Source organism: Dehalobacter sp. DCM (assembly GCF_024972775.1).
Taxonomy (GTDB): domain Bacteria; phylum Bacillota; class Desulfitobacteriia; order Desulfitobacteriales; family Syntrophobotulaceae; genus Dehalobacter.
The window spans coordinates 3630514-3656315 of the sequence record NZ_CP092282.1 but is presented as its reverse complement, the minus strand read 5'-3'; the positions used below and the strand labels follow the sequence as shown (position 1 = coordinate 3656315).

The 25802-nt window shown below is 43.8% G+C and carries 19 protein-coding genes and 1 pseudogene; 12 read left to right on the top strand and 8 right to left on the bottom strand.

What is annotated here, in order from left to right; all coding sequences use genetic code 11:
- Positions 1 to 107 precede the first annotated feature (107 nt).
- From LPY66_RS16985 to LPY66_RS16960, 6 genes are all read right to left on the bottom strand, one after another.
- Positions 108 to 3314 (bottom strand): cell wall-binding repeat-containing protein, encoded by a 3207-nt coding sequence (locus LPY66_RS16985; RefSeq protein ID WP_337985430.1) that lies wholly within the window; start codon positions 3312 to 3314, stop codon positions 108 to 110.
- Positions 3292 to 3633, bottom strand: a complete 342-nt coding sequence (locus tag LPY66_RS16980) for an ankyrin repeat domain-containing protein (RefSeq protein WP_337985429.1) — start codon at positions 3631 to 3633, stop codon at positions 3292 to 3294. Before LPY66_RS16980 ends, LPY66_RS16985 begins: the two co-directional genes overlap by 23 nt.
- 456 nt (positions 3634 to 4089) lie before the next feature.
- Positions 4090 to 4335, bottom strand: a complete 246-nt coding sequence (locus tag LPY66_RS16975; RefSeq protein ID WP_337985428.1) for a hypothetical protein — start codon at positions 4333 to 4335, stop codon at positions 4090 to 4092.
- Positions 4336 to 4501: 166 nt separating this feature from the next.
- Positions 4502 to 5188: a response regulator transcription factor gene (locus tag LPY66_RS16970; RefSeq protein WP_337985427.1), complete on the bottom strand. Its 687-nt coding sequence runs from the start codon at positions 5186 to 5188 to the stop codon at positions 4502 to 4504.
- Complete coding sequence (locus LPY66_RS16965) at positions 5166 to 6083, bottom strand: HAMP domain-containing sensor histidine kinase (protein ID WP_337988127.1); 918 nt, start codon at positions 6081 to 6083, stop codon at positions 5166 to 5168. Before LPY66_RS16965 ends, LPY66_RS16970 begins: the two co-directional genes overlap by 23 nt.
- Positions 6055 to 6327 carry a hypothetical protein gene (locus LPY66_RS16960; RefSeq protein ID WP_337988184.1) on the bottom strand — a complete coding sequence of 91 codons (273 nt, stop codon included), beginning with the start codon at positions 6325 to 6327 and terminating at the stop codon, positions 6055 to 6057. The genes LPY66_RS16965 and LPY66_RS16960 overlap by 29 nt, the downstream gene beginning before the upstream one ends.
- Positions 6328 to 6575: 248 nt before the next feature.
- Here LPY66_RS16960 and LPY66_RS16955 point away from each other — a divergent pair, with 248 nt between their 5' ends.
- Positions 6576 to 7103: an RNA polymerase sigma factor gene (locus LPY66_RS16955; protein ID WP_443112442.1), complete on the top strand. Its 528-nt coding sequence runs from the start codon at positions 6576 to 6578 to the stop codon at positions 7101 to 7103.
- Positions 7100 to 8413, top strand: a complete 1314-nt coding sequence (locus LPY66_RS16950) for a DUF4179 domain-containing protein (RefSeq protein ID WP_337985426.1) — start codon at positions 7100 to 7102, stop codon at positions 8411 to 8413. The genes LPY66_RS16955 and LPY66_RS16950 overlap by 4 nt, the downstream gene beginning before the upstream one ends.
- Positions 8414 to 8450: 37 nt before the next feature.
- Here the strand turns inward: LPY66_RS16950 and LPY66_RS16945 are convergent, their stop codons facing one another.
- A complete protein-coding gene (locus tag LPY66_RS16945; protein WP_337985425.1) occupies positions 8451 to 8993 on the bottom strand; it encodes an SLOG family protein in 543 nt (180 codons plus the stop codon).
- A 179-nt stretch (positions 8994 to 9172) separates the two neighbouring features.
- On the opposite strand from LPY66_RS16945, the gene LPY66_RS16940 reads away from it, so the two are divergent.
- Positions 9173 to 9403, top strand: coding sequence for a helix-turn-helix domain-containing protein (locus LPY66_RS16940; protein ID WP_337985424.1), 231 nt, complete (start codon positions 9173 to 9175; stop codon positions 9401 to 9403).
- On the opposite strand, the gene LPY66_RS16935 is transcribed toward LPY66_RS16940, so the two are convergent.
- A complete protein-coding gene (locus tag LPY66_RS16935) occupies positions 9389 to 9652 on the bottom strand; it encodes a hypothetical protein (protein WP_119776135.1) in 264 nt (87 codons plus the stop codon). The genes LPY66_RS16940 and LPY66_RS16935 overlap by 15 nt on opposite strands.
- A 148-nt stretch (positions 9653 to 9800) precedes the next feature.
- Between LPY66_RS16935 and LPY66_RS16930 the strand changes: the two genes are divergently transcribed.
- The 9 genes and pseudogenes from LPY66_RS16930 (at position 9801) to pglZ (ending at position 25790) form a co-directional block, all read left to right on the top strand.
- On the top strand, positions 9801 to 10004 hold the full coding sequence (locus tag LPY66_RS16930; RefSeq protein ID WP_337988125.1) for a helix-turn-helix domain-containing protein: 204 nt from the start codon (positions 9801 to 9803) through the stop codon (positions 10002 to 10004).
- A 780-nt stretch (positions 10005 to 10784) separates the two neighbouring features.
- Positions 10785 to 11132, top strand: a pseudogene (locus LPY66_RS21030) (DUF3427 domain-containing protein); the annotation flags it as partial.
- A gap of 4 nt (positions 11133 to 11136) precedes the next feature.
- Positions 11137 to 11532, top strand: coding sequence for a (deoxy)nucleoside triphosphate pyrophosphohydrolase (locus LPY66_RS16920; protein WP_337988124.1), 396 nt, complete (start codon positions 11137 to 11139; stop codon positions 11530 to 11532).
- A 394-nt stretch (positions 11533 to 11926) separates the two neighbouring features.
- Positions 11927 to 14782: a TrlF family AAA-like ATPase gene (locus tag LPY66_RS16915; protein WP_337985422.1), complete on the top strand. Its 2856-nt coding sequence runs from the start codon at positions 11927 to 11929 to the stop codon at positions 14780 to 14782.
- 336 nt (positions 14783 to 15118) lie between these two features.
- Entirely contained in the window at positions 15119 to 15724 is a 606-nt protein-coding gene (locus LPY66_RS16910) for a DUF1819 family protein (RefSeq protein WP_337985421.1), read from the top strand.
- A 10-nt stretch (positions 15725 to 15734) separates the two neighbouring features.
- Complete coding sequence (locus LPY66_RS16905; RefSeq protein WP_337985420.1) at positions 15735 to 16292, top strand: DUF1788 domain-containing protein; 558 nt, start codon at positions 15735 to 15737, stop codon at positions 16290 to 16292.
- Between the two features lie 15 nt (positions 16293 to 16307).
- The gene (brxC, locus tag LPY66_RS16900; RefSeq protein WP_337985419.1) at positions 16308 to 19826 is read left to right on the top strand and encodes a BREX system P-loop protein BrxC; all 3519 of its coding nucleotides are present in this window, start codon (positions 16308 to 16310) and stop codon (positions 19824 to 19826) included.
- A 15-nt stretch (positions 19827 to 19841) separates the two neighbouring features.
- A complete protein-coding gene (pglX, locus tag LPY66_RS16895) occupies positions 19842 to 23189 on the top strand; it encodes a BREX-1 system adenine-specific DNA-methyltransferase PglX (RefSeq protein WP_337985418.1) in 3348 nt (1115 codons plus the stop codon).
- A gap of 9 nt (positions 23190 to 23198) precedes the next feature.
- Positions 23199 to 25790, top strand: a complete 2592-nt coding sequence (pglZ, locus tag LPY66_RS16890; protein ID WP_337985417.1) for a BREX-1 system phosphatase PglZ type A — start codon at positions 23199 to 23201, stop codon at positions 25788 to 25790.
- Positions 25791 to 25802: the final 12 nt, after the last annotated feature.

The following is a 25802-nucleotide window of genomic DNA, read 5'->3' as shown; positions in this document are numbered from 1 at the left end:
TTTTTCCATTCGTGCAGCCCACGGTAATAATACAGCTTCCTATCATCGCTGATGATAAACGGTACAAGATTGTTGCGCAGATACTCCTTGAATAGGCTTATCAAAAGTTATTCGAATAGCCTCTGCATAGTCTTTGTGGGGATTACCCCTTCACCGCCAAAGATGTGCTTCATTTTAATTTCGCTGCGGATGTCGCGCCATTCAGGCGGTATTTGGTCTTCATTCCCTGACAAAAGAACCATCGGGGCATTTTCCCGGGCAGCGAGGACGGAACCGGATAAAGCATCCGGGTAATTTTCCCCAGTGGCAAAATAGATGTTAGTATAATCCTCGTATAAGGTTGAAAGCACCTGGAAGTTCGTATCATAACGGTCTTTTCCGGCTATCCGTTTTGGATTGGGAAGCTGTTGCTCGAGCTGGCGGGAGAGTACGCTTGCTCCGCCAATGATATAGGAATTATTCGCTTCCAACTTTTCCACGTAGGCTTGTAAATCTGCTTTCAGCCCATCGGGTTTAGATAGCAAAATTGGAATCTCTTGTTCGGTGGCATACGCGGCGACCGATAAGGCATCGGGGAAATTAGTCCCCGTGGCGACAATAATACTGTCCGGAGATTCCAACTCCTGAGCTATTTCATGAGACGTCGCATAGCGGTCTTCACCGAAAATACGAACCGTATCAATTCTGCCAGACATGTTCAGGCTCCGGATGCTTTCCTCAATCTGTGCTGAGATCGCCTTTTCTCCGCCGATGAGGACAATTTTTCTGGGTTTTAAACGCTTAATCTCATCGCCAACCGTATTAGGCAGATATTCTGACGGGGTTAACAGGATGGGCGCATGATATTTTCCGGCTAAAGGGGCTGCCGTCAAAGCATCCGGGTAATCTTCGCTGGTTGCCAGCACGACCACCTGAGCAGTATCCCAGCCCGCCTGTGAGATTCTAAGGCTCGTTTCGATCCGGTCGCCTCCTCCGTAGCGGCTGTACTCACTTCCTGTTTCAAACCGGATGGTGACCGGGTGGTCATAGCTTTCTTGATCTGAGCTGTGCAAGGCACCAGCTGGAATTTGCAGGATGTATGGTGTATTGTAGAACAAATCACCGTCAGGAAGGATCTCGAGATTGTGGCCGTTGATCTTTTTGGAGATCGGGGCTTCCTTCCCGTACCGCACCTCTCGCAGGATAATCTGGTCATAGTTGGCACCGGCGGAGATCAAACGGTTCATTTGCAGAACAATTGGCGTGTTCACCACGTTATTATTTGTATCCGAAAGCGGATAGAAACCGTTGACCCCAAATGGCCCGCTTTGGTTGTCGCCGGTGTAACCGGTTTCATCGCGGATATCGTCGGCAGTCAAAGGAATCGTTCCGGGGTCGATGGTAAATATTTTGACGACATTATTACCGACGATAAGCAGGCGATTATCCCGGTACTGGAGGGCGGTAATGTCGCTGTTATTTTTGAATGACCCCAGTTCATGAAAAACATTGCCCAGGTTTTGGTTATTATACTCGTAAATCGTAACCGTTCCGTCGTTTTTCCCTGTGAAGAAGCGGCTGTTCTCCAGGTCAAACGCAATGTCTCTAAAACTGTTTATTTTGGTTGCCGGTCCTTGGTTCAGGTTATACACCATCCCGCTTCCATTAAAGAGGTACTGGCCATCCGGAGAAAAGCGGAAATTGGTGTTGACGATATTATCGTCGTCACCGGCAAACGGTCTTACATTTTGACTAAACATCCCGTTGTTTATGACAAAACTATTATAAGTGCTTGCATGACTTCGATCGTTGCTAAGCGTATAAAGCGTGTTGGTTATAGGATTGATTTCTCCGATACTTTTAGCATAGATTGTCGTGCTGGAAGGAAGCTTCGTTTTGGTTAGCCCGGAGTAGGACAGAATCGACTGCCACTGATTTGACCCGGGGAGAATGATCAGGTTTCCGTCGCGGTCCACGGCCAGATCATACGGGTCTGTCTCAATAGCCATTTTATCCTTATTGGAGAAATTATCCGCGTCAATGATCCCGATTTCTCCGTGCAGCGGCTGTGTGGTGTAAGTGACATGACCGGTTGTCAAGGTCACGTATAAGGTATCGTTATAAAAAGCTAATTTCTCCGGTTGATTCTGAAATGGGATTTCCGCCATCCTGTTGGTATCATAATTCAATGCATAGACTGACTTCGTATTTTTGCCGGTCAGGTATAGGACGGGCCGATTAGGGTCAAGCAGAGAATCCAACGGTTCAAAATCCAGGGGAAGGGATTTTAACCGGGGGCTTTGGGGTATAAGTACCGGTATGGGCACTTCATTGCCCGGGAAAGCCATCGGGTCGGTGTTGGGTAAGCCGTCGTCAGGAACCGGATAAACCTCTAAAAAGTATTGCCCTCCCGGAGAGTAGGCGTTATCCAGAGCGGATACCGATATCAGCATACCGCTTTGATAATATAGATAGCAGATGTTTCCTAGGGTGGTGAAGGTGCCTGTAACCGGAAAGAGGTTGTCCTGATCGGCAGTACCTTGCCGATAATCGTAGGCAGTCACCACATTGGTATGTTTGGCAAAGAAACGGTCATGATCCAGATCAAAGGTAATGCCGGAACTAAACATGTATTCTGCGATATTCGTAACGGGCTGCAAGCGGTTATTTAGAACGAGGCCGCTGGCATTGAATACGTACTTTCCGTCGGGTGAAATAAAAAACAGGTAATCTAGGGGATGATTCACAGCAGAATCGGGATAATAGTGAAGAAGTTTCCCCTGCGATACTTCCATCGAGAAGATATTGTTGCCGGCGGAGATGATACGGTTTTTTACCGGGTCGATTTCAGCATAGCCTGGCATGGTGGCTTGGGCAAACACACTTATTTTTTGTTTCGTATGGCGGTCATAACTTATTATTTTATAGGGGTCCGTATACGGGACGACATAGAGATAACCGTCATGGTCGATCACGATATCATAGGGATTGGTATCCACGGGCAGCGTGTCTTTGAGGGTAAAAGTATCCGAATCAACGATGGCAATTGACCCATTTTCGTTCAGATCAGGGCTGGGGCTTAAAGTAACAAATAATTCTCCCTGATACATCTTCATACGTCCCGGTTTAAGTACAAAGTCCAGCGATTGCAATGCCTTGGTTTCGTAATTCAAGGCATAGATTTTTTTAGCGTTCGGCGAAACAAAGTACACTACGGGTCGGGCAGGGTCAAGTAAAGTCTGGGTAAATGTAAAATCAAATGGAATAATCACGGGTTGCTGATAAGTATCCGATTCGTCCAAACCATAGAGGTTAGGTGGTACAAGCAAAAACACACATAAAATAAGTACAGTGATGCCGCGAAACGTCTTGTTTCTCCAGAATCGAGTCATTTAACTCCGCCTCATTCTCTTTATTATTTGATTTAATCGATTCTATTCTAACGTTCTTTATTCCCTTATCAGCACCGGAAGTCAATAACAGCTTCACAGCATCCGGCTGTTCATAATAAACGGCATAAAATAACGCCGTTTCGCCATAGCTGTCTTGAGCGTTAATATCGCTTCCTTTACCTAGCAGCAGCTGCATGATATCCAGGTTTCCGGATGAGGCCTTGTTGTCTTGTACCGCCCAGTCCAGGGCTGTCCAGCACAAACGAAATGATAATGACGTGTAAATTTTAACGTAAATGATGAACAAACATCCAGTTGTACATTCTGGTTGAAAAGCCATTTAAAGCCAATTAATAAACATAAAAAAAACGAGCTCCATATTTTTAATCAGGAACTCGTCTTTCACTCACTTAAGGTTTGACTGTATGAAATTAGCATCATTTCTCATCACGCCCCTTTTTAGGAGATTTTTTTGAGGATATTCTTTTGCTCAGAAGCTTTTAATGGTTCAAGCCCAACTGAATTGAGAATTTCGTCAATAATATCATTTTGTTTTTTACTCAAATGCACACCTCCTTTCATGAAACTTAATTATACTATAAGATGTATAGTTTTACAAGGAAAATTATAATATGACCGTATATCGGTAGAGAAGCAAAACGTTTTATGCGAGAGGCTCTTTTTCCTGGCTTTGTGATATGATATAAAAATATAAAGGCTATAAAGCCTTTACCTTGTTATCGATGATTTTAATTTTCACACTGTTTTCCGTCAGTTCCTCTCGAATCTCTTTAATTGCCTGCCATGACATTTCTTGCTGATCGCTGAGTTTGTCAACCTTTTTCTCAAGTCTATCGACATTTTTCTCAAGTCTGCCTACCGAGTCACTCAGCGTTTTACTTTCTGCTCGCAAAGCTTTTTCCATGGAATTCAATTTATCCAGGATCAAATCTGATTTATCCATCGACTCGATCTCCCCTTTAAGCAATATCATATCACCTTCCAGATGGGGATACAAGAAAAGATATTTCCATTAACATCCATATTGGCAATTCCGGATTTATACTCCGATCCCCTGAATTACCAAGGAATTTGCTCTTTTTTTGGATGTAACTGCATCGGAATTATTCCTAGGCATTAAAGCGGTAGCCAGTTCCCCAAAGCGTCTCAATGTATTGGGGATTGGCCGGGTCCGTCTCGATTTTTTTGCGTATTTTTTGGATATGCACGGCCACCGTGGCCGGTTCGCCATAATAATCCTCTCCCCAAATCCGATCAAACAATTGTTCCTTGTTGAACACGATATTGGGATTAGAAGCAAGAAAGACCAATAGTTCATATTCTTTGGTCGTAAGAATAACTTCCCGGCCGTTGACAAACAGTTGATGAGCCGATGTATTGATTTCCAACCCCTTATGAAAAATTGTCCCGACCGCGGATTTCTTGCCGGTCAGGCGCTCATACCGCCGAATGTGCGATTTGACCCTGGCAACCAATTCCGCGGAGCTGAAAGGCTTGGTCAGATAATCGTCGGCACCAAAACCAAAACCTCTGATCTTATCAATATCCTCACATTTTGCAGAAACAATCAGAATCGGAATTTCCAGCTTTTGACGTATTTCCTGGACAAGGGTAAAGCCGTCTTTTCCCGGCAGCATCAGGTCGACAATGATCATGTCGTACATCCCGCTTAAGCCTTTTTTTAAACCCGACACACCATCCCCAGCGATATCGGCTTGATACCCGTTTAGCTGAAGATAGTCCTTTTCCAGTTCGGCGATCTGCAAATCATCTTCAATAATTAGAATATGCTTCATCTTCAGGCTCCTTTTTATCAGACAGGGGAAGCATCAAGGTAAAGCAGGACCCTTCCCCGATGGCGCTGGTCGCCGTGATCCTGCCGCCGTGCGCTTCGATCAATTCTTTGGCGATCGAAAGCCCCAGTCCGGTACTCATCAAATCTTTCGTCCGCTCGGCGTCGATCCGGTAAAACCTTTCAAATATTCTTGGCAGCTGATCTGCCGGGATACCCGGGACGTTATCCGTTATCTCCAGACAAACATAGCCATTTTGTTTATACAAACGGGTATCCAGTTTGAGTCCCGCCTGCGGGCCGTACTTGATCGCATTGCCGATAATATTGCGGATAGCCTGGTAAACCCTTTTTCGATCAAAATCCAGATAGTCATCTTCCGTCATCTGGTTCGTATAGTGGAAGCCGAAGCCTTTTTCCTGGAATTCAAAGCTGAATTCAGCCATCAAATCAGCCATATAGGCACCAACCGGCAGTGTTTCCATCCGAAATTCGACCTGTTGCATATCCAGTTTGGCAAACAGAAAAAGGTCATCAATCAGACGGTTGAGATATTCGGTATTTTTACGGATGACCTGCAGGTACTGCGCCGTTTTTTCCGGAGACATCGCGACCCCGTCTTCAATCGCTTCCATGTAACCCTGGATTGCCGTAATGGGCGTTTTTAAATCATGGGAGATATTGGCGATCAGCGCTTTACGGTTTTCTTCATATTCCTGTTCACGGATTTCATTTTCCCGTAATTTGGCCGCCATGTGATTGAAAGAATCCATCAGAAAACCAATTTCGTTACACACATTATGCTCAATCTTCACCTGATAATTGCCTCTGGCAATTTCGATGACGCCTTCCTGTAAGCGGCTGATCGGTTTAAAGATCCTCTTTTCCAAATGGGTCATCCAGAGCAGCTGGAAAATCTGGGTCAGGATAAAGACCCCGAATAAAACGGTCAGGACGCGACTCACCGGAAAGCGGATCATCGAGTAAATCAGCATCAGGATGACTAGGAAAAAAACAGGGCGCAGAATCATAAATTTTATAAAGAGTTATATCTAGTACAACGTTCTCTAAATACCATGACATAAGGATGTAATAATCTGGGCTGGTCTGCATGCCACATTCCGCTTTCGGCTCTTGCGCCATCCTTGAATTTGCATTTAGGAAGTTAAAATTCTTTTGCCCTCCTTGGCGAATTTTAACTTAGGTCCATCCATGGACCGTTGCGCTACGCAATCCGTGCTCCGCTTGTCGCCGGAACTGTGGCACGCAGACCTGATTTGAGGTGTAAAGAGAATTAAAGAATGCTGTACTAGGGTTCATTCTTAATATCGGGAATAAAATGAACTTTTTTGGTAAGATAAAACTCATAGGTATAGAAGTGGGGTGGTAGCGTGGAAAATGATGCGTTCATTCAGATGGTCAAGAAAGCGAAATCAGGGGATAAAGAAGCACTGATTGCACTCATTATGAGTGAAAAACAGGCGTATTACCGCCTTGCTTATGTCTATATGAAAAACCAGGATGAGGCGTTGGATGCCATGGAAGATATGATTCTCAAAGTTTATGAGAATATTAAGCGATTAAAAGATGAGCAGGCTTTTTATCGTTGGAGCAAGACAATCCTCGTCAATTGCTGTAAGAAGAATTTAACCCGCAAGCATAAAGTCATCTTAATACAAGATATTCCTGAAGGTTCCTACGAAGATGATTACGATATAAAGGATGAACAGCTATCGATTGAAAAACACTGGGGAAATCTTAATCGAAAACACCAGGAAGTTCTAAAACTAAGGTATTATCTCGACATGGATTACGATACGATTGCATCTATCTTAAAGATTCCTCTGGGCACAGTAAAATCGCGGATTCACACCGGGCTTCAGAAATTAAAACAAAGCATGGGAGTGAGTAACGGATGAAAAATATCGAAGACTTTCTTGAAATGAAAAAAGCGGAAATGAATCAGATCGAAGTCCCTAGCGCGTTGGAAGGGAGACTTCGCACGGCCCTGAATAACAAAAAAAGATTTGCGCCAAGAATCCGATTGAAAGGTTTTGCGGCAGCGGTGAGTTTGCTTTTGATTATGCTGTTAGCCATCAATTATGATGCGATTGCTTTTTATGGCAAACAACTCCTGGGGTATGATTACGTTATGAACGGTTCTTTAAAACAACTAAGCGAATTGGGCAAAGGACAACCGGTCGGTAAACGCTTTACATTTCCGGATGGCGTCTCACTGGCAGTGGACTACGTCATGTTAGACGAGAATCAGCTTTTATTGTTTTATACCGTAACTGATCCGTCGGGGCATGTCGATGAAGACAATCTCTCACCTTTTATGTCCATCAATGCATTCTGGGGGGAACACATCCAGCAGAATTCCCAAGGGGTAATGAACGAAGCAAAAACAGAAATCAAATATATCGGCAGCTTTGCGCCACCAAAGCTTTTTGAAAAAAAACTGACGTTACAGTTTTCAGAAACAGGGCAGGGCAGCGTCGTACCAGGCGAGATCAGCTTTTCGTTGAATAGAAATACAGCCATGGGTCACACGTTGAAAAAGACGCTTCATGAAACGTATGAGGTAGATAAAACCAGCATAAGAATCGATTCGATTCTGGCTTCCCCCACCAAAACAGTGATCAGCGGGTCTATTCAAAATATTTTCCAACTTGCAATGGACCAGCTCAGCGGAGAAAGAATCAGGCCGGGTGAGCTTACCCTCAGGCTCATCGCTAACGGTAAAGAAGTCACGGAGCAAGGGGGCGGCATGAGTACCGACATGAAAGGGATAACTTTTCATTGCGATTTTGATCCGCTGCCACAGGATTTAAATAAGCTTCAACTGGAATTAGTAAAGTTTGGCGCCGATCATGATGTGAATGAGCGCTTCGCGTTAATGAAAACGAAAGGCGGAGAAAAACAAACGTTAACGATTTTAGAGCAAAAGGTTGAGATCAATACCATTGAAACCTCGCCAACAGAAACACGTATCACTATCAGCAGTGAAGACAGTCTTATTTTAAGCCGGGTTTATTTAAACATTGACGGACAGCGCGTTTCCTTGGAACAAACCACTACGGATCAATATGATAAGCGAAACGACGGCACCGTCATTCATACCAGAACGTTGCATTTCTCTGGTACTGGGGATACGCTGGAACTTGATGTCCAAAGAATGACCTATTCGAAAGACTATAATAAAACGCTTGAGATTCCCGTAAGTTAATCCCAGGAAATTTATTACCGGCAGCAAACTTGAACTATTATAGGAAGTTCTCCCGCGTCATTTGAAAAGTGCCCGGATTGATCATCACCAGCTCTAATTTTTTCACCCTTGCCCGGTTCACAGTGGCCATCGTTCCGCCGAACTGCCCATCGTAAACAGCAATCAACCGCTGCGATGCATTCACAATATACCGGTTTCGCTCCAGGTAACAACCCTTGTGATATTGACGGCTGATATATATTTCCTTATCGCACTGCGTGAGAAGCTTAAAATATCTGTCCCGATCCATTTCCGGCCAGCGATCAGCCTGAGTCTCACAGGGGAGAGCAGCCTCCAGCGTAATCTCCGGGTAACGTTCCCGCAACGCGATCACCGCTTCAGCAAAATAAGTATCCGATCCCATAGCAAAGCCGCAGATAAAACGGGTATACCCGTCTTTGATCGCGGCTTCTGTTTCGGTGTAGAGTAAGAGCTTTAGGTGGACGCAGGGGATGCTGCGCTCATTGTATTTAAAGGGAAGCTTTGATGGGCGGTAGCCGGTGAAGCCGCAGGTTTTGGGATTGCTGATCAGAATTACCACTCCTTTTGGTTACTGGTACGGAAATAAAATAACCTCAGGAGTAATTATAGCATAAATTACTCCTGAGGTATATAAAAATACGATAAAGGTTATATTATTTGCAAATTATATGATTTTATTACGCTTATTGATACAATCAAGCCAAATAGAAAATGTCGATAGAGTGGAGTGAGTTTCGCATGGTCAGAATCAAACTATCCGAGCTGCTCGGAAAACATAAAATGAATCAGAAGACATTAGCATCGCTTACTGGCATCAGACCAGCGACCATATCCAAGATGTATTATGAAGAGACTAAGCGAATTGAGATTGATCAAATTAATCAAATTTGTGCTGTATTTAAATGTGGGATCGAGGATTTGTTGGAGTATGTGCCTGATCAAAAAGTGGAAAATTCAATAAACAAGTGACTCAATGATTAGTTTCATTGCATCTCTGAATCCTTTCTGATAACAGATTTCAGACGTGATTGATCCGATACATCCTGATGTTGCTTCAATGTTTTCGACCAAAACTCTTTGCCCATCACTTATGCCCGTTTTTATTAATTTGTTCCACGATTCTTTGCTCTTATCCAAATACTTGTGGTACTCGTTGTTATTTCTGATCAATTCATTAACGTTTTCTTCGTGATTATTGATGAGGTCAATGATAGACATAATTTATCACCTCACATAAAAGTTTAATATAATATACCAAAGTATAACATATTAAACTATGCGATTCAATATACATATTAAACTTTTGTTTACTAGAATAAACAATTTACTGTATAATTTTGATTAGGTTCACTGAGAGGTGGTTATTATTATGATAAGCTATAAGCCTTTGTTAAAATTATTAATCGATAGAAATTTGAAAAAAGGCGAGCTGATGGAATTAGCCAAGGTATCGAAAGCAACGATAGCACGGCTAAATACGAATAAATATGTATCTCTGGAAGTCATTGATAAGCTATGTGCTGTTTTGAACTGTCAGCCGGGTGACCTGATAGAGTACATACCTGATTAAAATATAGTGAAGATTTGATCAGAGCAAAGCAAAGAAGTTGATATAAAGAAATTTTTTAACCGTATATATTTGGTATACGGTAATTTTATTATGGAATGAATTTTATTATTTATTTAGTTTATATTTGTAAAATTAACAGGAAATGAGAGATTAAAGGAGAATTATAGCTTATATGGTCAATTTAACCATTTTAGCTTATCCAAGCTACATAGAGAAAAAATACTGCCCAATGTATCACCATACAGGAGACAACCCATGCTAAAGTCCGGTCTCTATGAACAACTGATCAACAAACTCCTCCGTCAAGAACTTTCGGCATCCATTGGAAAGGTCATTCAGGCCTTACCAATTGACCCGGAAGAAGCCCCGAGAATCATCTCAAAATATCTCGCTGAAGTCCTGGAAACGGTTCTGTCCAATGTCAAAGATAATGGCGGCAGTATTCAAGACCAAGTAGTGCTGGCCAATCACATTGTTGCGCTTGTATCCGATCAAACTGCCCAAGAAAGTCTCTCTGCGTTATCTGTCGATGAAAAGGCTGAACAGCTATTCGCTTTATTCGATAAAGAAAACAATATCTTTGCTTTGAATGACAAGGCAGAGATCGTGCGCCCTGTTACATCTCTGGCCGCAAGCTCCTTATTTACCGGGGCAGTCCATGAACCCAGCATGTTTGCTGAACTGAAAAGAGAAATTCTATCCTGTGACCGAATCGATATGCTCGTCTCCTTTATTAAATGGAGCGGGCTTCGTTTGCTTATAGAGGAACTAAAGATGTATATTTTCTTTATTACCCTCAATAAATCGGATAAAGACTACTCACCGACCACCCTCTATCATGATTATTCGATCAATGACCGCTTGTTCCACTGGCAGAGCCAGAGCACGACATCGGCAGATTCGCCGACGGGTCAGCGTTATATCCACCATCAAGAATTCGGCAGCAAGGTACTGCTATTTGTGCGGGAATATAAATCGGATGCCACCGGGGCAGCACCTTATACGTTTCTGGGGTTAGCGGATTATGTCAAGCATGAGGGCAGCAGACCGATGAATATTATCTGGCGGCTGCATGAACCGATACCGGCGAAGTTTATCAAGAAGACTAATAAATTGATTGTGGGTTGAGATGATGGATGAAATGAAAGTAACGCAAGTCACCGCAGCGATCCTGCGACAGGATGATAAGATTTTGATTTGTCAGCGGGATAACACGGGAAGTTGTCCGCTGCTTTGGGAATTTCCGGGAGGGAAGCAGGAAGAAGGGGAGAGCTTGGAGGAATGTTTGGTTCGGGAATGCCAGGAGGAACTGGGTGTGACGATTCAAGTTGGTGAGGTGTTTGCGGAGAGCCGGTATGCTTATGGGGAGAAAGAGATGTGCTTTACTTTCTTTGAGAGCCGGATTATTGAAGGGGAGCTTCAAAGAATGGTTCATTGGGATATACGGTGGGTGAGGGCGGAGGAATTGCGGAAATATGAATTTTGTCCGGCGGATGTGGAAGTGGCGGAGAGGTTGGGGAAGGGATAAGGTAATATTAAGTTCATATAGATTAGAGTTATTTGTATATTCACCTATAATAGGTTTAGGCCTGCAGAGCAGGGGAAGCAGAGTATATGTCTCATAGTTTTAGGGCTCATAGCTTTTTTCTTGATTGGGCTACTACATGATTGGCTGAGCGCTGATTATGTTGATAACAGGGAGGGATTGCATATGAAAACTAAAACAAAGCATTTGGGGATTGTTAACTCAAAATCCGTATTATCCTCGATCTGGACTCTGGGCGCTAATCTTTTGGCTGGTGCTCTGCTGGCCTAAGCCTATGATTATTAAAAAGATACAGTATAGAGAGAAGCCGGTGTGTTTAAGGCATTGGGGCGTGGAATAGAAAATTGAAACTGACTAATTGCGGGAGGGCGAATAGATGAATGATTTTCAGAGAGGTTCTGAATGGCGGAGATGGGATTTACATATCCATACACCTTTTACACGAAAAAATGATTGTTTCACTGGCTGTGCTGACCCTTCAAAACCTGAAGAAGAAAAGATAAGCGAGAAATGGGTGAACTTTTTCACATCAATATTGGACTATATAGGAAATATGGATGACCCGTTGAAAGCCATATATGCCATAGGAATAACTGATTATTTCTCAATAGAAAATTATAAAATGGTTATTGCAAATAAAGATATTACATCAAAAATACCCCTTATCCTTCCTAACATAGAGTTAAGAATACTTCCTGCAGCAACGGAGACTCCTATAAACCTTCATGTTATTTTTGACCCTGCATTATCAACAGATATAATAGAAAATAGGTTTTTTTCAAACTTGAAATTTAAGTATAATAATACGCCATACTCTGCAACAAAAAGCAGTCTGGTTCAGTTAGGCAAGGCTATTGATTCAACCATTACTGACGATTTTTGCGCAGAGAAGAAAGCATTAGAACAATATGTTGTTAATCTCAGTGATATGCAAGAGCTGTTTAACAATGATAAAGAGCTTAGAGAAAAAGCACTTATTATCATATCAAACAAATCAACTGATGGAGCATCTGGCGTTGGAAACCCTTCGACAAATACAGACACTTCGGATTTGACCACTCTGCGAGAAGAGCTTTATAAATTTGCAGATGCAATATTCTCTGCGAATCCCAGTGATGCTAAATATTTTATTGGTAAAAAAGAGGGTGTATCCTCTGATGATGTAAAGAGAAAATGCGGAAAATTAATGGCTTGTATTCACGGCTCTGACGCGCATCAGAATGACAAATTATTTGAGCCTGACAATCAGCGCTATTGTTGGATTAAAGCTGACCCAACGTTCAATGGTTTAAAACAAATTGTTTATGAGCCGGAGGAACGAGTATGCATATCCGATTCAAAACCGCAAACAAAGTCGCCTTATCAGGTAATTGAGAGTATAACAATTACGGATAATGATTTTCAAACCGAGCCTATTGTTTTTAACGATAAGTTGAACTGTATAATCGGTGGAAAATCTACGGGTAAATCTATTCTTTTACACAATCTTGCCCGTGCCATTGCACCTAAGCAAGTGCAAGAGAAGTGCGAGGTAAGTACAGGAAAAGGGAAAAGCGATAAAAGTACCAAACCTCTTACTCTTGAAATTGATACATCAAAACTTAACGTTGAATGGGCTGATGGTGAAAGCACTAACGGGCAGACTATCGTATATATACCGCAAACCTATCTGAACAGGCTTGCTGATTCAGTACAGGAAACTACGGAAATTGATGAAATAATCGAAAAGGTGTTGCTCGATAGGATAGATGGCAACGGAATTCAACTTAGTATTAAAAAAGATGAATTGCTTTCTACCGTCGATTCGATCAAATCTTCAAACACGAATAAAATCCTTGAAATCATCAGAATACATTCCCGCATCAAGGAACTGGCAAACCAAATTACTGAGCTCGGAGGGAAAAAACCAGTAGAACAGGAGTTAAGCAAACTCCGTCAAGAAAGAGATACTTTATCAAAAGAATTAAACATAAAGGAAGATAACATTAAGAAATACGATGAGGCCGTTGCCAATATTGAAGTTCAAAAGAAGTTGATCGAGCAGCTCAGTAAAGAAATCGAAAAAGTCGAGAACGCTACAATTGTCGTTCAACAAAGCGAACAGTTCACAGACTGTTCAGCCGAAACAAGACAGGCAATAAAAACACTCATTGACGATATTATTACAAAGGCAAATGAATCTTGGAATAATCAAAAAGCTAACATTGTTTCACAACTAAAAACACAGCAAATTGAAAGCAATAAATCTTATGACGATTCTGTTCTAACAAGAGATGGGCTTAAAGAAACTATTGAAAGCAGCAACCGAATTAAGGAACTTGCTGAAAAAATAACTAAAGAAGGCGATAAATTAAAGAAAATTGAGGAAAAAGAATCGGCAATATCTGAAGAGCAGACAAATCTTGATGCTCTAATAGTTGAAGTTGCAGATTCATATATTTCTCTTCGTTCGGTTTATGAGGCTTTTGCCGCTAACATAAAAGAAAATACAGCAAATGACGATTCGGGATTACAATATGATGTGCAGATCCCATTTAGGCAAGATGATTTCCTTGCTAAGTGGTCTGAATTATATCGTGCTTCCTCGCCACAAAATCGCACAGTTCTAACTGTTGATGATTTTACCGCTGAAAAGTACACCGAAGAATTGTTATCCACAATAATCAAAAAGACGCTAAATGGCGAATTGGCAACACTTAAAGCAGGTGCGGACCCTGAGCAAGCATTCCGAAACATTTTAGATGACTGGTATAACATAAAATATATTGTAAAAATGGGTAATGATTCGATTGATGTGATGTCGCCGGGCAAAAAAGCACTTGTTTTGTTACAGTTGCTAATAGATTTGGCCGACAGCGAGTGTCCAATTTTAATTGACCAACCGGAGGATGACCTCGATAATCGTTCTATATTTGAGCAGCTAATACCTTTTATCAAGCGCAAAAAGGTTAATCGTCAGATTATCGTTGTTACGCATAACGCAAATATTGTTGTTGGGGCAGATGCCGAAGAAATCATTGTTGCTAATCAAGACGGAATAGATTCCGAAAAAAAATCTAGGAGATTTGAGTATCGCTCTGGCTCTATCGAGAATGATTATCCTATCTATAAACTTGACGGTACTACAGAAGACGGAATACTAAATAAACAGGGTATTCAGCAACATATTTGCGACATTCTTGAAGGCGGAATCAAAGCATTTGAAAAGCGCAAAAACAAGTATCATATTTAGCGTATAGCGCTTCAGAAGTAATAACTTCAAAATACGAGATTAATAAGGTATTTAATTACTCTAAATTTGCTGTTTAATTCTTAACGAATATATAGAGAAAATATGCAGTTTTGTTTTTAAAACATTAGACAAGGATGCAAAAATCAAATAAACATATTGTCATATACCCCGTTTTACATATAACTAAGTTATCAAGTACAATAAATGCATAAGGTGTTTGAAAATAACCAGAAATATCTATAAAACGTTTAAGTAGAAATCTGTATTAAGGTTTATTAAAGGTGAGTCCTCGGATATAAAATAGCAAAGCTGTGCAAAAGTGGGTGATTGAATAGTATGGATGTAAATATGCCATATAGCGGCAGACTGACTTCCGAGCAGTTTCTCTTCTATGAAATTAGGATTGTTTCTAAACAATACGTTGAGGGAAAGTCGATAGAAAAAATAAATGAACATATAAAAAGCGATAACCTATTTCAGTATCCGACCGAAAGGGAGGTATCAAGGCTCGCTCTCGCCTGTTATAAGCGAATTGTCGCCCTTGGTAACGAGAAACTGGTTTATGAATTGGCGAACGCGCCCGCCGAAGTGGCTAAGCAAATCAATCTCTACGCGATGATGCGATACAATCGCCTTGTCCGTGAGTTTATGGTTGATCTCATTGGTGAGAAGTTTAGACAGCATGATTTCTCCTATACCAAGAAAGACATAAATGTATTTTTCTCACGACTGCGTGAACAAAACGATAACATCGCAGCGTGGAGCGAACAGACTACTATGAAATTAAAGCAGGTACTGACCAAGTGCCTGATTGAAACGGAGATGCTTGACAGCGTCAGGGATACCACGCTGAACCCCATCTTCATAAGTAGTGAACTGGAAACTGGCATCCGTGAAAATAACGACTTGACCGCGCTCGCCGCGTTCAACTGTTTTAGGTAGGAGCGTGACTATGGCAGACATCAAACAAAAACTTGATAGAATTAAAGGACGCATTTCGGATGCGAACTTCCTCGCCAACAAAGGGCTTTCCAACGAGGTGGGTATCCATGTATTTAAATACGAGCCTCAACACGAGCTCATAGTCCGTAATTACATTGAGCGGCTTGTAAATACGCCATCCGATGACTACAGGGTACTTGAGCGTGATATGTACAAAATTATGCTCGAAATCTTGGAGGAGAAACGTGTCCTTGGCACGGTGCCATCTTTGGAAGAAAAGAAAGGCAAGGAATACCTCCTTGCACAGCTCCAAAAGATTGCTACACAGGAAGCGTTCCTTACCAAGATGAAGTATCAGCCACATAAGCGTGGTGATGTGCTGTTCCTTACGGGTATCGGCAAAGTGTATCCTTTTATGAGGTCGCACAAGATGCTCGATAGTATGCAGCAGGTATTCTCGGATATACCGATCGTGATGTTCTATCCGGGGGAGTTTAATGGGCAAAGTCTCAGCCTGTTTGATAAGTTCCACGATGGAAACTATTACAGAGCTTTCAATTTACTTTGATCGGAGGAAATCGCAATGAAGATTCAGAGTATGTTCCAAAAGAACATCAACCGTGATATCAACGGTGTTATCAAGGTGGCACAGGACGACGAGCAGAGTCTCGTGCAGGAACTTGGCGAATATATCATCACCAAGGAACTCCGCCGCCATTTCAATACTTTCTTTAATAACTACTCTAAAACCATCGACCACCCGACAGATAAAATCGGGGTCTGGATTTCGGGTTTCTTTGGAAGCGGTAAATCCCACTTCCTTAAAATGTTGTCCTATTTGCTGTCCAATCAAGAGGTTGCAGGCAGGCACGCCGTGGACTTCTTCAAGGACAAGTTTGACGACCCGATGATGTATGCCACGATTGTCCGTTGCACGAATATCCCTACCGAATCGATTCTCTTTAACATCGACATCGAGGGACCAATTAACAAAGACAAAACCGCAGTCCTACGCGTGTTTGCCAAGGTGTTTTATAACCACCTCGGCTTTTACGGCGAGGATTTGAAAATAGCGAAACTGGAACGCTTCGTGGATATGCGGGGCAAGACCGACGCTTTCCGCAAGGAGTTTGAGGAAGTCAACGGCGCACCGTGGGTAGAATCCAGAGCTTCCTATGCTTTTTTTGAGGACGATATTGTGTCCGTCCTGCAGAGTGTTCTAGGCATGAGTGAAACCGCCGCCCGCAACTGGTTCAACGGCGAAGAAAACGGGGATATGAGCATTAAGCAACTCGTGGAGGAAATCAAAGAATACGTCGATTCCAAGGGTAAGGACTTCCGACTTCTGTTCTGCGTAGACGAGGTTGGCCAGTACATCGGCGATGATGGCAACCAGATGATTAATCTCCAGTCTATCGTTGAGGAACTCGGAAGCAAGTGCCGAGGTAAAGTATGGGTGATGGTCACAAGCCAAGAAGCTATCGACTCAGTGGTGAAAATAAGTGGCGATGATTTCTCGAAAATTCAAGGGCGTTTCAACACGCGTCTTTCGCTATCCTCTGCTTCGGTGGATGAGGTAATAAAGAAGCGTATCCTTGAAAAGACCCCGGATGCCGACCAGCTTCTCCAAATGGTCTACGATAAGGAACACGCAGTCTTAAAAAACCTTTTTACTTTTAATGAGGCTGTATTAGACATCAAGGGTTATGCCAACGGTGCGGAATTCTCAGCAACCTATCCCTTTGTACCGTACCAGTTCATCATCATTCAGAAAGTACTCGCCGAAATCCGCAAGCACGGAAATTCGGGCAAGCACTTATCCGGCGGTGAGCGTTCCATGCTCTCCGGTTTCCAAGAAGCAGCGCAGAAGGTACAGGGTAAAGACGAAAACGCACTTGTGCCTTTCTCACAGTTCTATGATACGGTGCATACCTTTCTTGAAAGTCCGATACGTCGGGTAATCGACCGCTGCCAGACTGCAGCAGATAAGCACGACGGCTTGGAGCAGCGTGACGTGAGCGTTCTTAAATTGCTCTACCTAATTCGTTATATTGATGATATCAAGGCTAACATCGATAATATTGCTATCCTGATGGTGGACGACATCCGCACTGATAAGATAACTTTGAGACGCGAAATTGCTGAATCTCTGGAGCGCCTGGAGCGTCAAAACTACGTCGCACGAAATGGCGACAACTACTCGTTTCTAACCGATGAGGAGCAGGATATTGCCATTGACATCCGCAATACTTCCGTGGACAGCGCGACTATCGTTCAGAGCATTGGTCAGACAATTTTCAGTGAACTCTATCCATCCAAAAAGTACAAATACAATAAATATGACTTCGCTTATGACCAGTACATCGACGAAACCATCGTTGGTGCAGCACAGGGCGGGGTTCGTTTGCGTTTCGTGACCGTGGCGAGCGACTACTACAATGTTTCTGAACAGAAGCTGATCATGGATTCACAGGCTAACAACGAGGCTATCGTCCTTTTGTCCAATGAAGTCCAGTATTTCGAGGAACTCGAAACAGCTGCGAAAATTCGTAAATACATTAAGCAGAAGAACGTGTCCCAGTTGCCGGAGAGTATTCAGGATATTATCCGCAAGCGTCAGGCACAGGCCCTTACTTTGGAAAAGAGTGCAAAGGCTCAGATTGATAAAGCCATCGTGGGTGGTGCGTTCTTCGTATACGGCGAAAAGATAGAAATAAAATACGGTGATGCTAAGAGCAAGCTGGACGAAGCTCTGAAACAATTGATAGAGAGCGTCTACTCCAAGCTGAACCTCGTGAACACCTTCTACGATAGCGACGCAGATATTCTGACCATCCTCAATAGTGAACTGTTTCAAGGCGGTTTTGCCGGAATGGGCACTAATAATGAGTTTGCCCTGAACGAAGTCAGCCAGTGGCTTGAGGAACGCCACATGAGCCACGTCCCCGTGTCGATGGGCGACGTGCAGCGCCGCTATCAGGCGATACCTTACGGTTGGCGAGAAATTGACATTGCTGCGCTAGTGGCAAGGCTTATCATTACACAGAAGATAGAAATCCGCTATGGCGGTGCGGTCGTGGTCAAGGATGATAAAAACCTCGTCCGCTACCTCCGTGTGAAGTCTGAAATTGATAAGGCGAGTGTGAGCCGTAGGATCGCTCCCTCTGAGGACGATATGCGAAAAACCGTCAAGTTCTTGCGCGAATGGCTCGGACAAATGAGTATCGCTGAAGATGAAGATGGCTTGGTGGCGTTTGTCAAAGACACACTGTCCACAAAACTTGGGCGATACGAAACTCTGCTCAACGAATACAGCCACGACCGCTACCCGCAAAAGGAAGTCGTGCAAAACGCCCGCGACCTGATAGCGGGTGTCCTCTCACAGAAAAATGATAATGTGGCTCTCTTAAAACGCCTTCTTGCCAAGCAAGATGACTTGCTCGACGCGACCGACGATATGGAGGAAATTGAAAACTTCTTCAAGTCCCAGCGGACTATCTTTGATTCCGCACGGGTATTGCAAAAGAGTTTACAAGATGAACAGGACTATTTCGTTACTGACGCTGATACTATCTCTAAAATCAGCGAAGTTAACGATATCCTTGGTATGGCGAAGCCATACACAAGAATCAAAGATCTCTCTGATCTGATGCAGTCTATCAAGACTGCCTATGGGGTCCTTTTGGAGCAAAAGAAAGAGGAAGTGCGCGGTATTATTATTCTGTGCATGGGTGACGTCCACACACTTGCGGGTATTGGAAGCAACGCGGGCGATGAGGTACGAAAAGCTGACGACCGCTTCAGCGAATACAAGCAGAAAGTAACCGATGCAACGAGCCTGACCATGCTTGATGCGATGATAACCCAATTGCAGAACTACAAAGACCAGGTTTGCAAGCGGATTGAATCCATCCTCCACGAGGTTCCACCGCGTCCTGGTGAAGAGAAGCCGAAGAAGCAAAATATAGTGCATGTGCGCCGTTATGATGTATTCCCTGTCAAGCGGCTGAATACAAAAGAAGATGTGGATGTCTACCTTGAAACGATTCGCAAGAAGCTGTATGACACGTTGAAAGCAAACGACGGAATTCAGATAAATTAAGCGAGGGCATTTGATATGAACAAAAACGCCATACAAAAATATGCAGTTTGGGCGCGGAATGAACTCATCGAACAGGTGAAGCAGCGCGCCTACCAATATGGTATCAACGACAAGGGCTACGGCGACGGGAATGCCGCAGTTATCGCCGGGCGCGTACTGTCCGCAGACGAGAAGCGGCAACGCGCAGCTTTTGTCGCGCAAATAAAAGACCACGGCTATCAGCAAGCAGTTGAGGAAGTAGCTTACATTTGGTTTAACCGTTTTGTTGCACTTCGTTTTATGGAAGTCAACGACTATCTTCCGACCCATGTTCGCGTGTTTTCAGATGCGAGTGGGGGCTTCAGCCCCGAAATCCTAAAAGATGTTTTGCACCTTGACTTGGACGGCTTAGATAAATCGAAGGTGTCTGAACTGATACACGATAACAAGACTGATGAACTTTACCGCTACCTTCTACTGACACAATGCAACTCATTAAACGAAGCATTACCGGAGATGTTTGAAAAATTGGGAAGCTACACTGAGATGCTCCTACCTAACAACATCCTAAAACTGGATGGAGTGCTTGGGCGACTTGTGACCGACATACCCGAAGAAGACTTCCACGACGCGGTGCAAATCATTGGGTGGCTATATCAGTATTACAACACAGAGCCGAAGCAGGAAGTCTTCGACGGCTTGAAGAAGAACGTTAAGATTACAAAAGAGAATATTCCCGCCGCGACGCAGCTTTTCACACCGGATTGGATTGTGCGATATATGGTAGAGAACTCGCTGGGGAGGCTGTGGCTGGAATCTCACCCAAACAGTAGACTTCGTGAGTGTTGGAAATACTACCTCGACGAGGCAGAGCAAACGCCGGAGGTCGCGGAGCGGTTACGCATTCTACGCACGGAGAATGCGGTGAAATCGCCGGAAGACATTAAGGTAATAGATCCCTGTATGGGTAGTGGTCATATTTTGGTGTACACCTTTGATGTGCTGATGCAGATTTACACCTCCGAGGGTTATTCTGAGCGCGATGCAGCTAAGCTGATACTCGAAAAGAATCTTTACGGTCTGGATATTGACCGTAGGGCCTACCAGCTTGCCTATTTCTCGCTTATGATGAAAGCTCGGCAGTACAACCGCAGGATTCTGACCGTCGGCGTACGCCCACAGGTGTATGAACCGACAGGCTATGCGTACGGAATGGAATACGGCTCGCTCGTTCGAGTGGATAAACTCGAACCGATGCCGGAGTTATCGAAAGGTCAACAAATGATGCTGTTTGACGACAGCTATGAAACGAAGCTTAACGTTTGGAACTTTCGCAGACTGCTCGCGCAGAAGTACGACGTGGTTGTGACCAACCCACCGTATCGTGGTTCTTCTGACGTCGCGGCGATGCTTGCAAATTTTCTTAAGAATGAATACCCCAACAGCAAAAGCGACCTATTCGCCGCATTTATAGAACGATGCGAGGTGTTCACGAAGCATAACGGCTATTGCAGCATGGTAACAATGCAGTCTTGGATGTTTTTATCAAGTTATGAGATATTACGAAAAAGAATTATTGGAATAAATACGATTTCCTCGTTAGTGCATATTGGGTATAATAGTTTCCCCGACATAAACTCGAAAGTCGCGCAAGCGGTGGCATTTACAATATTTAATAATGGAATACAAGAATATTATGGAAAATATTTAGATTTAACAAGTAAATATCCTCAAGCCTTTGATAAGGAAAGTGCGTATTTCCATGAAATTGAACATCCTTATATAGTTTGCGAAGATAATTTTGCAAAAATACCGGGCAGCCCTGTGGCGTATTGGGCAGGAGAGAGTGTTTTTAGGCTATTTTCGGAGAATAAGTTAATTGATGATATATATTTTCCGCGTCAAGGATTGGCAACTGGTGACAACGAAAAGTTTTTGCGTCTGTGGTTTGAAGTAAAACGTAATGATATAGGAATAAGCCACAATAACATAAATGAGTTTTTCGACAGTAAAAATAAATATATCCCGTATAACAAAGGCGGTTCATTTCAACGGTGGTATTTTAAACAAGAATGGGTGATTCGTTTTGACTACCCAAGCTACTGCAATCTCCAAACGGTCGGTAACCACTTACCGTCAAAGGAGTTCTATTTTAAGGAAAGCATTACTTGGTCAAAAGTTACGAGTGGAAGCTTCTCGATGCGTTATGTACCAATAGGTTCAGCTTTTGATGTTGCAGGTTGCTCAATTTTCAGCAAAGGTGCTGACTTAATGTACTTGCTAGGCTTTACTAACTCAGTGGTGATGCAGTTCCTAATGAATGTGTTAAGCCAAACTTTGAACTACGAAGTTGGCACTGTTAAATCTATGCCGTTGATTCATGATATCGCTTTGGCTGATTCGATTCTCAGATTAGTTTGCAATAACAAGACCTTCGTCAAAAACGATTACGACAGTACTGAAACATCATGGGACTTTGTCTGTCACCCGCTCGTCTGTGGCGAGCGGACGGTTGCGGCGGCGTTTGACAAATGGAAGCATAAGGCAGCTGAACGGTTCGAAAAGCTCAAAGCCAACGAGGAAGAAATCAATCGTATATTTATCGACATCTACGGCTTGCAGGATGAACTCGCACCCGAGGTTGAGGACAAAGACGTGACTGTGCGTCGCGCTGACTTAGGACGTGAGGTTCGAAGTTTTGTCAGTTATGCCGTGGGTTGTATGTTTGGACGGTACTCGCTTGATGCAGAGGGGCTTGTCTATGGTGGCGGGCACTGGGACGCGGGCAAGTATAGAACATTTATCCCTGACAAGGATAATATCATCCCGATTTGCGACGACGAGTATTTTGATGACGACATCGTGGGGCGGTTTGTGGACTTTGTGCGTGTGGTCTACGGTGCGGAAACCCTGGATGAGAACCTTAAGTTTATCGCCGAGGCGATCGGCGGTAAGGGTACGCCGCGCGAGGTCATTCGAAACTACTTCCTGAACGACTTTTACTCAGAACATTGCAAGATTTATCAGAAACGACCGATTTACTGGCTGTTTGACAGCGGAAAAAAGAACGGCTTCAAGGCTCTTATTTACTTACACCGCTATTCTCGTGACTTGCTCGCCAAACTGCGGACAGATTATGTTCACGAACAACAAGAGCGTTATCGCACACAGCTTGTCCATATCACCACTGCCTTAACCTCTGCAACAGGAGCTGACCGTGCAAGACTGCTAAAACAGCAGGATAAGCTGACAGAGCAGTCACGAGAAATTGGCGTATATGAGGAAAAGGTGCACCACCTCGCCGACCAAAACATCATGATTGACCTCGACGACGGTGTTAAGAAGAACTATGAGATCTTTACAGATGTTCTGGCGAAGATATAGGAGGACACTATGCTGTCAGAAACGATAAAACTAAGGCTCGCGGAACGGTTCGCCGCGCCGCTGACTGAATTTCATAAACGCCGAATCGTCTTCTGGCACGACGAGGACGGCGAATTTTCAGATGGAGTTGACGAGCTCGATCTGCCCGGAGTGAGTGTCATTAAACTTACCGGATCAAACAACTTCGCCGTCAAAAAACTACTGTCGGCCGATGATTTGACGAGCGACTATCTTGTCTACGACCCACTGTCCTACGAGAAAGACCAACATGACGATTGGCTGCTGGACATCAAGTTTTATAGCGAGGATTTCCGCGCTGACCTTGTGTCACTCCAAATGGAGGAGTTGCTCGTTGAGCCGTCATCGGCAATGCGCAAGACCATGAAACTATACTCCAAATTCCTTGACAACAAAGACCGCAAGGCGAAGCTGAAAAGAATCGGGCATACTTACCAAACACCACTGCAGCTTCACATTGACATTATGGCGGTGCTGTGCGGAATAAATGGTGGCTCGGCACAAGATGTTATCATCGCTGTTCTGTCGGCAGGCTTGGAAAAAGAAAGTAACGATGCACTGATTAACATTGAGAAGTTTGGCAACATTGAAGCGTTCTGGCAGTTAGTTCAGAAGTACCCAGGTTATCAAAATAGCGACGACCGCCCGCTTTCCGAACTTGCCGCACATATCCTCATCACCGCCCTGTCGCAGACGATGCCAGCTTCTGCCCTGCGAGGCTTGGAGCGGTTTGCGTCCGATTCCAACAAAGCGTACTGCTATCAGCTTGTTCATGAATGGCAGCGCGGCGATGGCAGTGGTGACTTGGAGGAGATTTGCCATTATGTGGAACGTGAATTGCGCCTTGGTGACCGCTTTGACAAGACGGAAATAAGTATCCTTCTAAAGAGCGATACATTCCCAGCCATTAACGAAAGCATACTCAAGCGTTATTTTAAAGAGATTACTGAGAACGTCATTAAAGTTGAGGACATTATTGGTGCTGTCGAAAACCGACGCACCGCCGCTTGGTATGCCCTGACCGAGGATTACCTCGAAAGCCTGTATTACATCGCAAAAATGCAAGAGTTTTACCTCTCACACATCGACGGATTTCATATTGTTGAACCTGTAAAGGTCTGGAAGCTATACACAACTGACGCTTATGAGATGGACAGCCATTATAGGCATTTCCACTTCTGCTTCGGCAATACCCTGAAAAGTCCGAATGCCCTCTTGGAAGATGCTGTGAAGAAGTGTTCCGATGTAGTGGAGGGTTTATACCGTGAGTGGTTCCTAAAGCAACTCACTTACACTTGGACAAAAGCCATAGCAAGCGATTTGGAGTCGCTCGGCTATGTTTCAGAGATAAATGAACAGCGGAGATTTTATAATCGTTATGTTTCTCCGAATGTTAGTAAGGGTAACCGCGTGTTCGTTGTGATTTCCGATGCCTTACGCTACGAGGTCGCCGCCGAACTATCCGAAACCCTAAGCCACGCCACTAAGGGTACGGCGACACTTGAAGCCGTGCAGGCCGTGTTTCCAAGCATCACGAAATTTGGGATGGCAGCTCTACTGCCCGGTAAAGAGGTATCGGCAAACGAAAAGATCGACGTATTTGTGGATGGCAATCCTGCCGTCAGCACTGCTCAGCGCGGCACTATACTAAATGCCGCTAACCACGATAGCGTAGCAGTTATCTATAAAGAACTGCTTCAAATGAAGAAGCAAGAACGGCGTGAATTGGTTGCGGGTAAGGAGATTACTTATATCTACCACAACACGATTGACGCTCTCGGTGATAAAGCCGCCACTGAAACGAAAGTGTTCGAGGCTTGTTACGATGCAATTGACGAATTGACCGCCATCGTAAAGATCATCGTAAACGACCTGAGTGGAGTGAACATCTTCATCACCGCCGACCACGGCTTCCTATACACCTACAAGCCCCTTGAAGAAAGCCAAAAAATCAGTAAGCAGACCTTTAACGGCGATATATTGGAACTGGGCAGACGCTACGCCCTTGTGTCGCCTGAAACGAATGCGGACTATCTATTGCCTGTCAAAACAGAGCGGACTATCGGCGGAGAGCCAATGAAAGGTTATGCTCCACAGGATACCGTTCGTATCAAAGTACAGGGTGGCGGCGAGAACTATGTCCACGGCGGAATTAGTATGCAGGAGATGGTCGTTCCGGTCATCGTCTATAAGGGTATGCGAACGGGTTACAAGAAGTATGTCGAGGTACAGAATCCGGGCCTTTCACTCATATCCGAAAGCCGCAAGGTGTCAAACCTGATGTTCTCACTCGACTTCCTGCAAAAGCAGCCTATTGGCGATAAGGTTCAGCCGTGCAATTATACCCTGTATTTTACCGATGAGGTTGGCGTGCCTGTTAGCGACTTCCAGACGGTTATTACTGACAGAACAAGCAATAATGCTTCCGACCGAGTGTTCAGAGTTAGATTTGCGCTGAAACAGGCGCAGTACAACAAAAACAAATTATACCGCCTTGTCATTGCAAATGATACCGATGCTCCTGAAGAGGTCGAGTTCCGCATTGACATAGCGTTTGCCGATGATTTCGGCTTTGATCTGTAACGCAAGGAGGAT

Bases quoted from the DNA above. Each gene is read 5' to 3' on its own strand.
- LPY66_RS16975 (WP_337985428.1), bottom strand. From the start codon at position 4,335: ATGGATAAATCAGATTTGATCCTGGATAAATTGAATTCCATGGAAAAA.
- LPY66_RS16970 (WP_337985427.1), bottom strand. From the start codon at position 5,188: ATGAAGCATATTCTAATTATTGAAGATGATTTGCAGATCGCCGAACTG.
- LPY66_RS16965 (WP_337988127.1), bottom strand. From the start codon at position 6,083: ATGACCCATTTGGAAAAGAGGATCTTTAAACCGATCAGCCGCTTACAG.
- LPY66_RS16960 (WP_337988184.1), bottom strand. From the start codon at position 6,327: ATGGCGCAAGAGCCGAAAGCGGAATGTGGCATGCAGACCAGCCCAGAT.
- LPY66_RS16950 (WP_337985426.1), top strand. From the start codon at position 7,100: ATGAAAAATATCGAAGACTTTCTTGAAATGAAAAAAGCGGAAATGAAT.
- LPY66_RS16940 (WP_337985424.1), top strand. From the start codon at position 9,173: ATGGTCAGAATCAAACTATCCGAGCTGCTCGGAAAACATAAAATGAAT.
- LPY66_RS16935 (WP_119776135.1), bottom strand. From the start codon at position 9,652: ATGTCTATCATTGACCTCATCAATAATCACGAAGAAAACGTTAATGAA.
- LPY66_RS16920 (WP_337988124.1), top strand. From the start codon at position 11,137: ATGGATGAAATGAAAGTAACGCAAGTCACCGCAGCGATCCTGCGACAG.
- LPY66_RS16915 (WP_337985422.1), top strand. From the start codon at position 11,927: ATGAATGATTTTCAGAGAGGTTCTGAATGGCGGAGATGGGATTTACAT.
- LPY66_RS16910 (WP_337985421.1), top strand. From the start codon at position 15,119: ATGGATGTAAATATGCCATATAGCGGCAGACTGACTTCCGAGCAGTTT.
- LPY66_RS16905 (WP_337985420.1), top strand. From the start codon at position 15,735: ATGGCAGACATCAAACAAAAACTTGATAGAATTAAAGGACGCATTTCG.
- brxC (WP_337985419.1), top strand. From the start codon at position 16,308: ATGAAGATTCAGAGTATGTTCCAAAAGAACATCAACCGTGATATCAAC.
- pglX (WP_337985418.1), top strand. From the start codon at position 19,842: ATGAACAAAAACGCCATACAAAAATATGCAGTTTGGGCGCGGAATGAA.
- pglZ (WP_337985417.1), top strand. From the start codon at position 23,199: ATGCTGTCAGAAACGATAAAACTAAGGCTCGCGGAACGGTTCGCCGCG.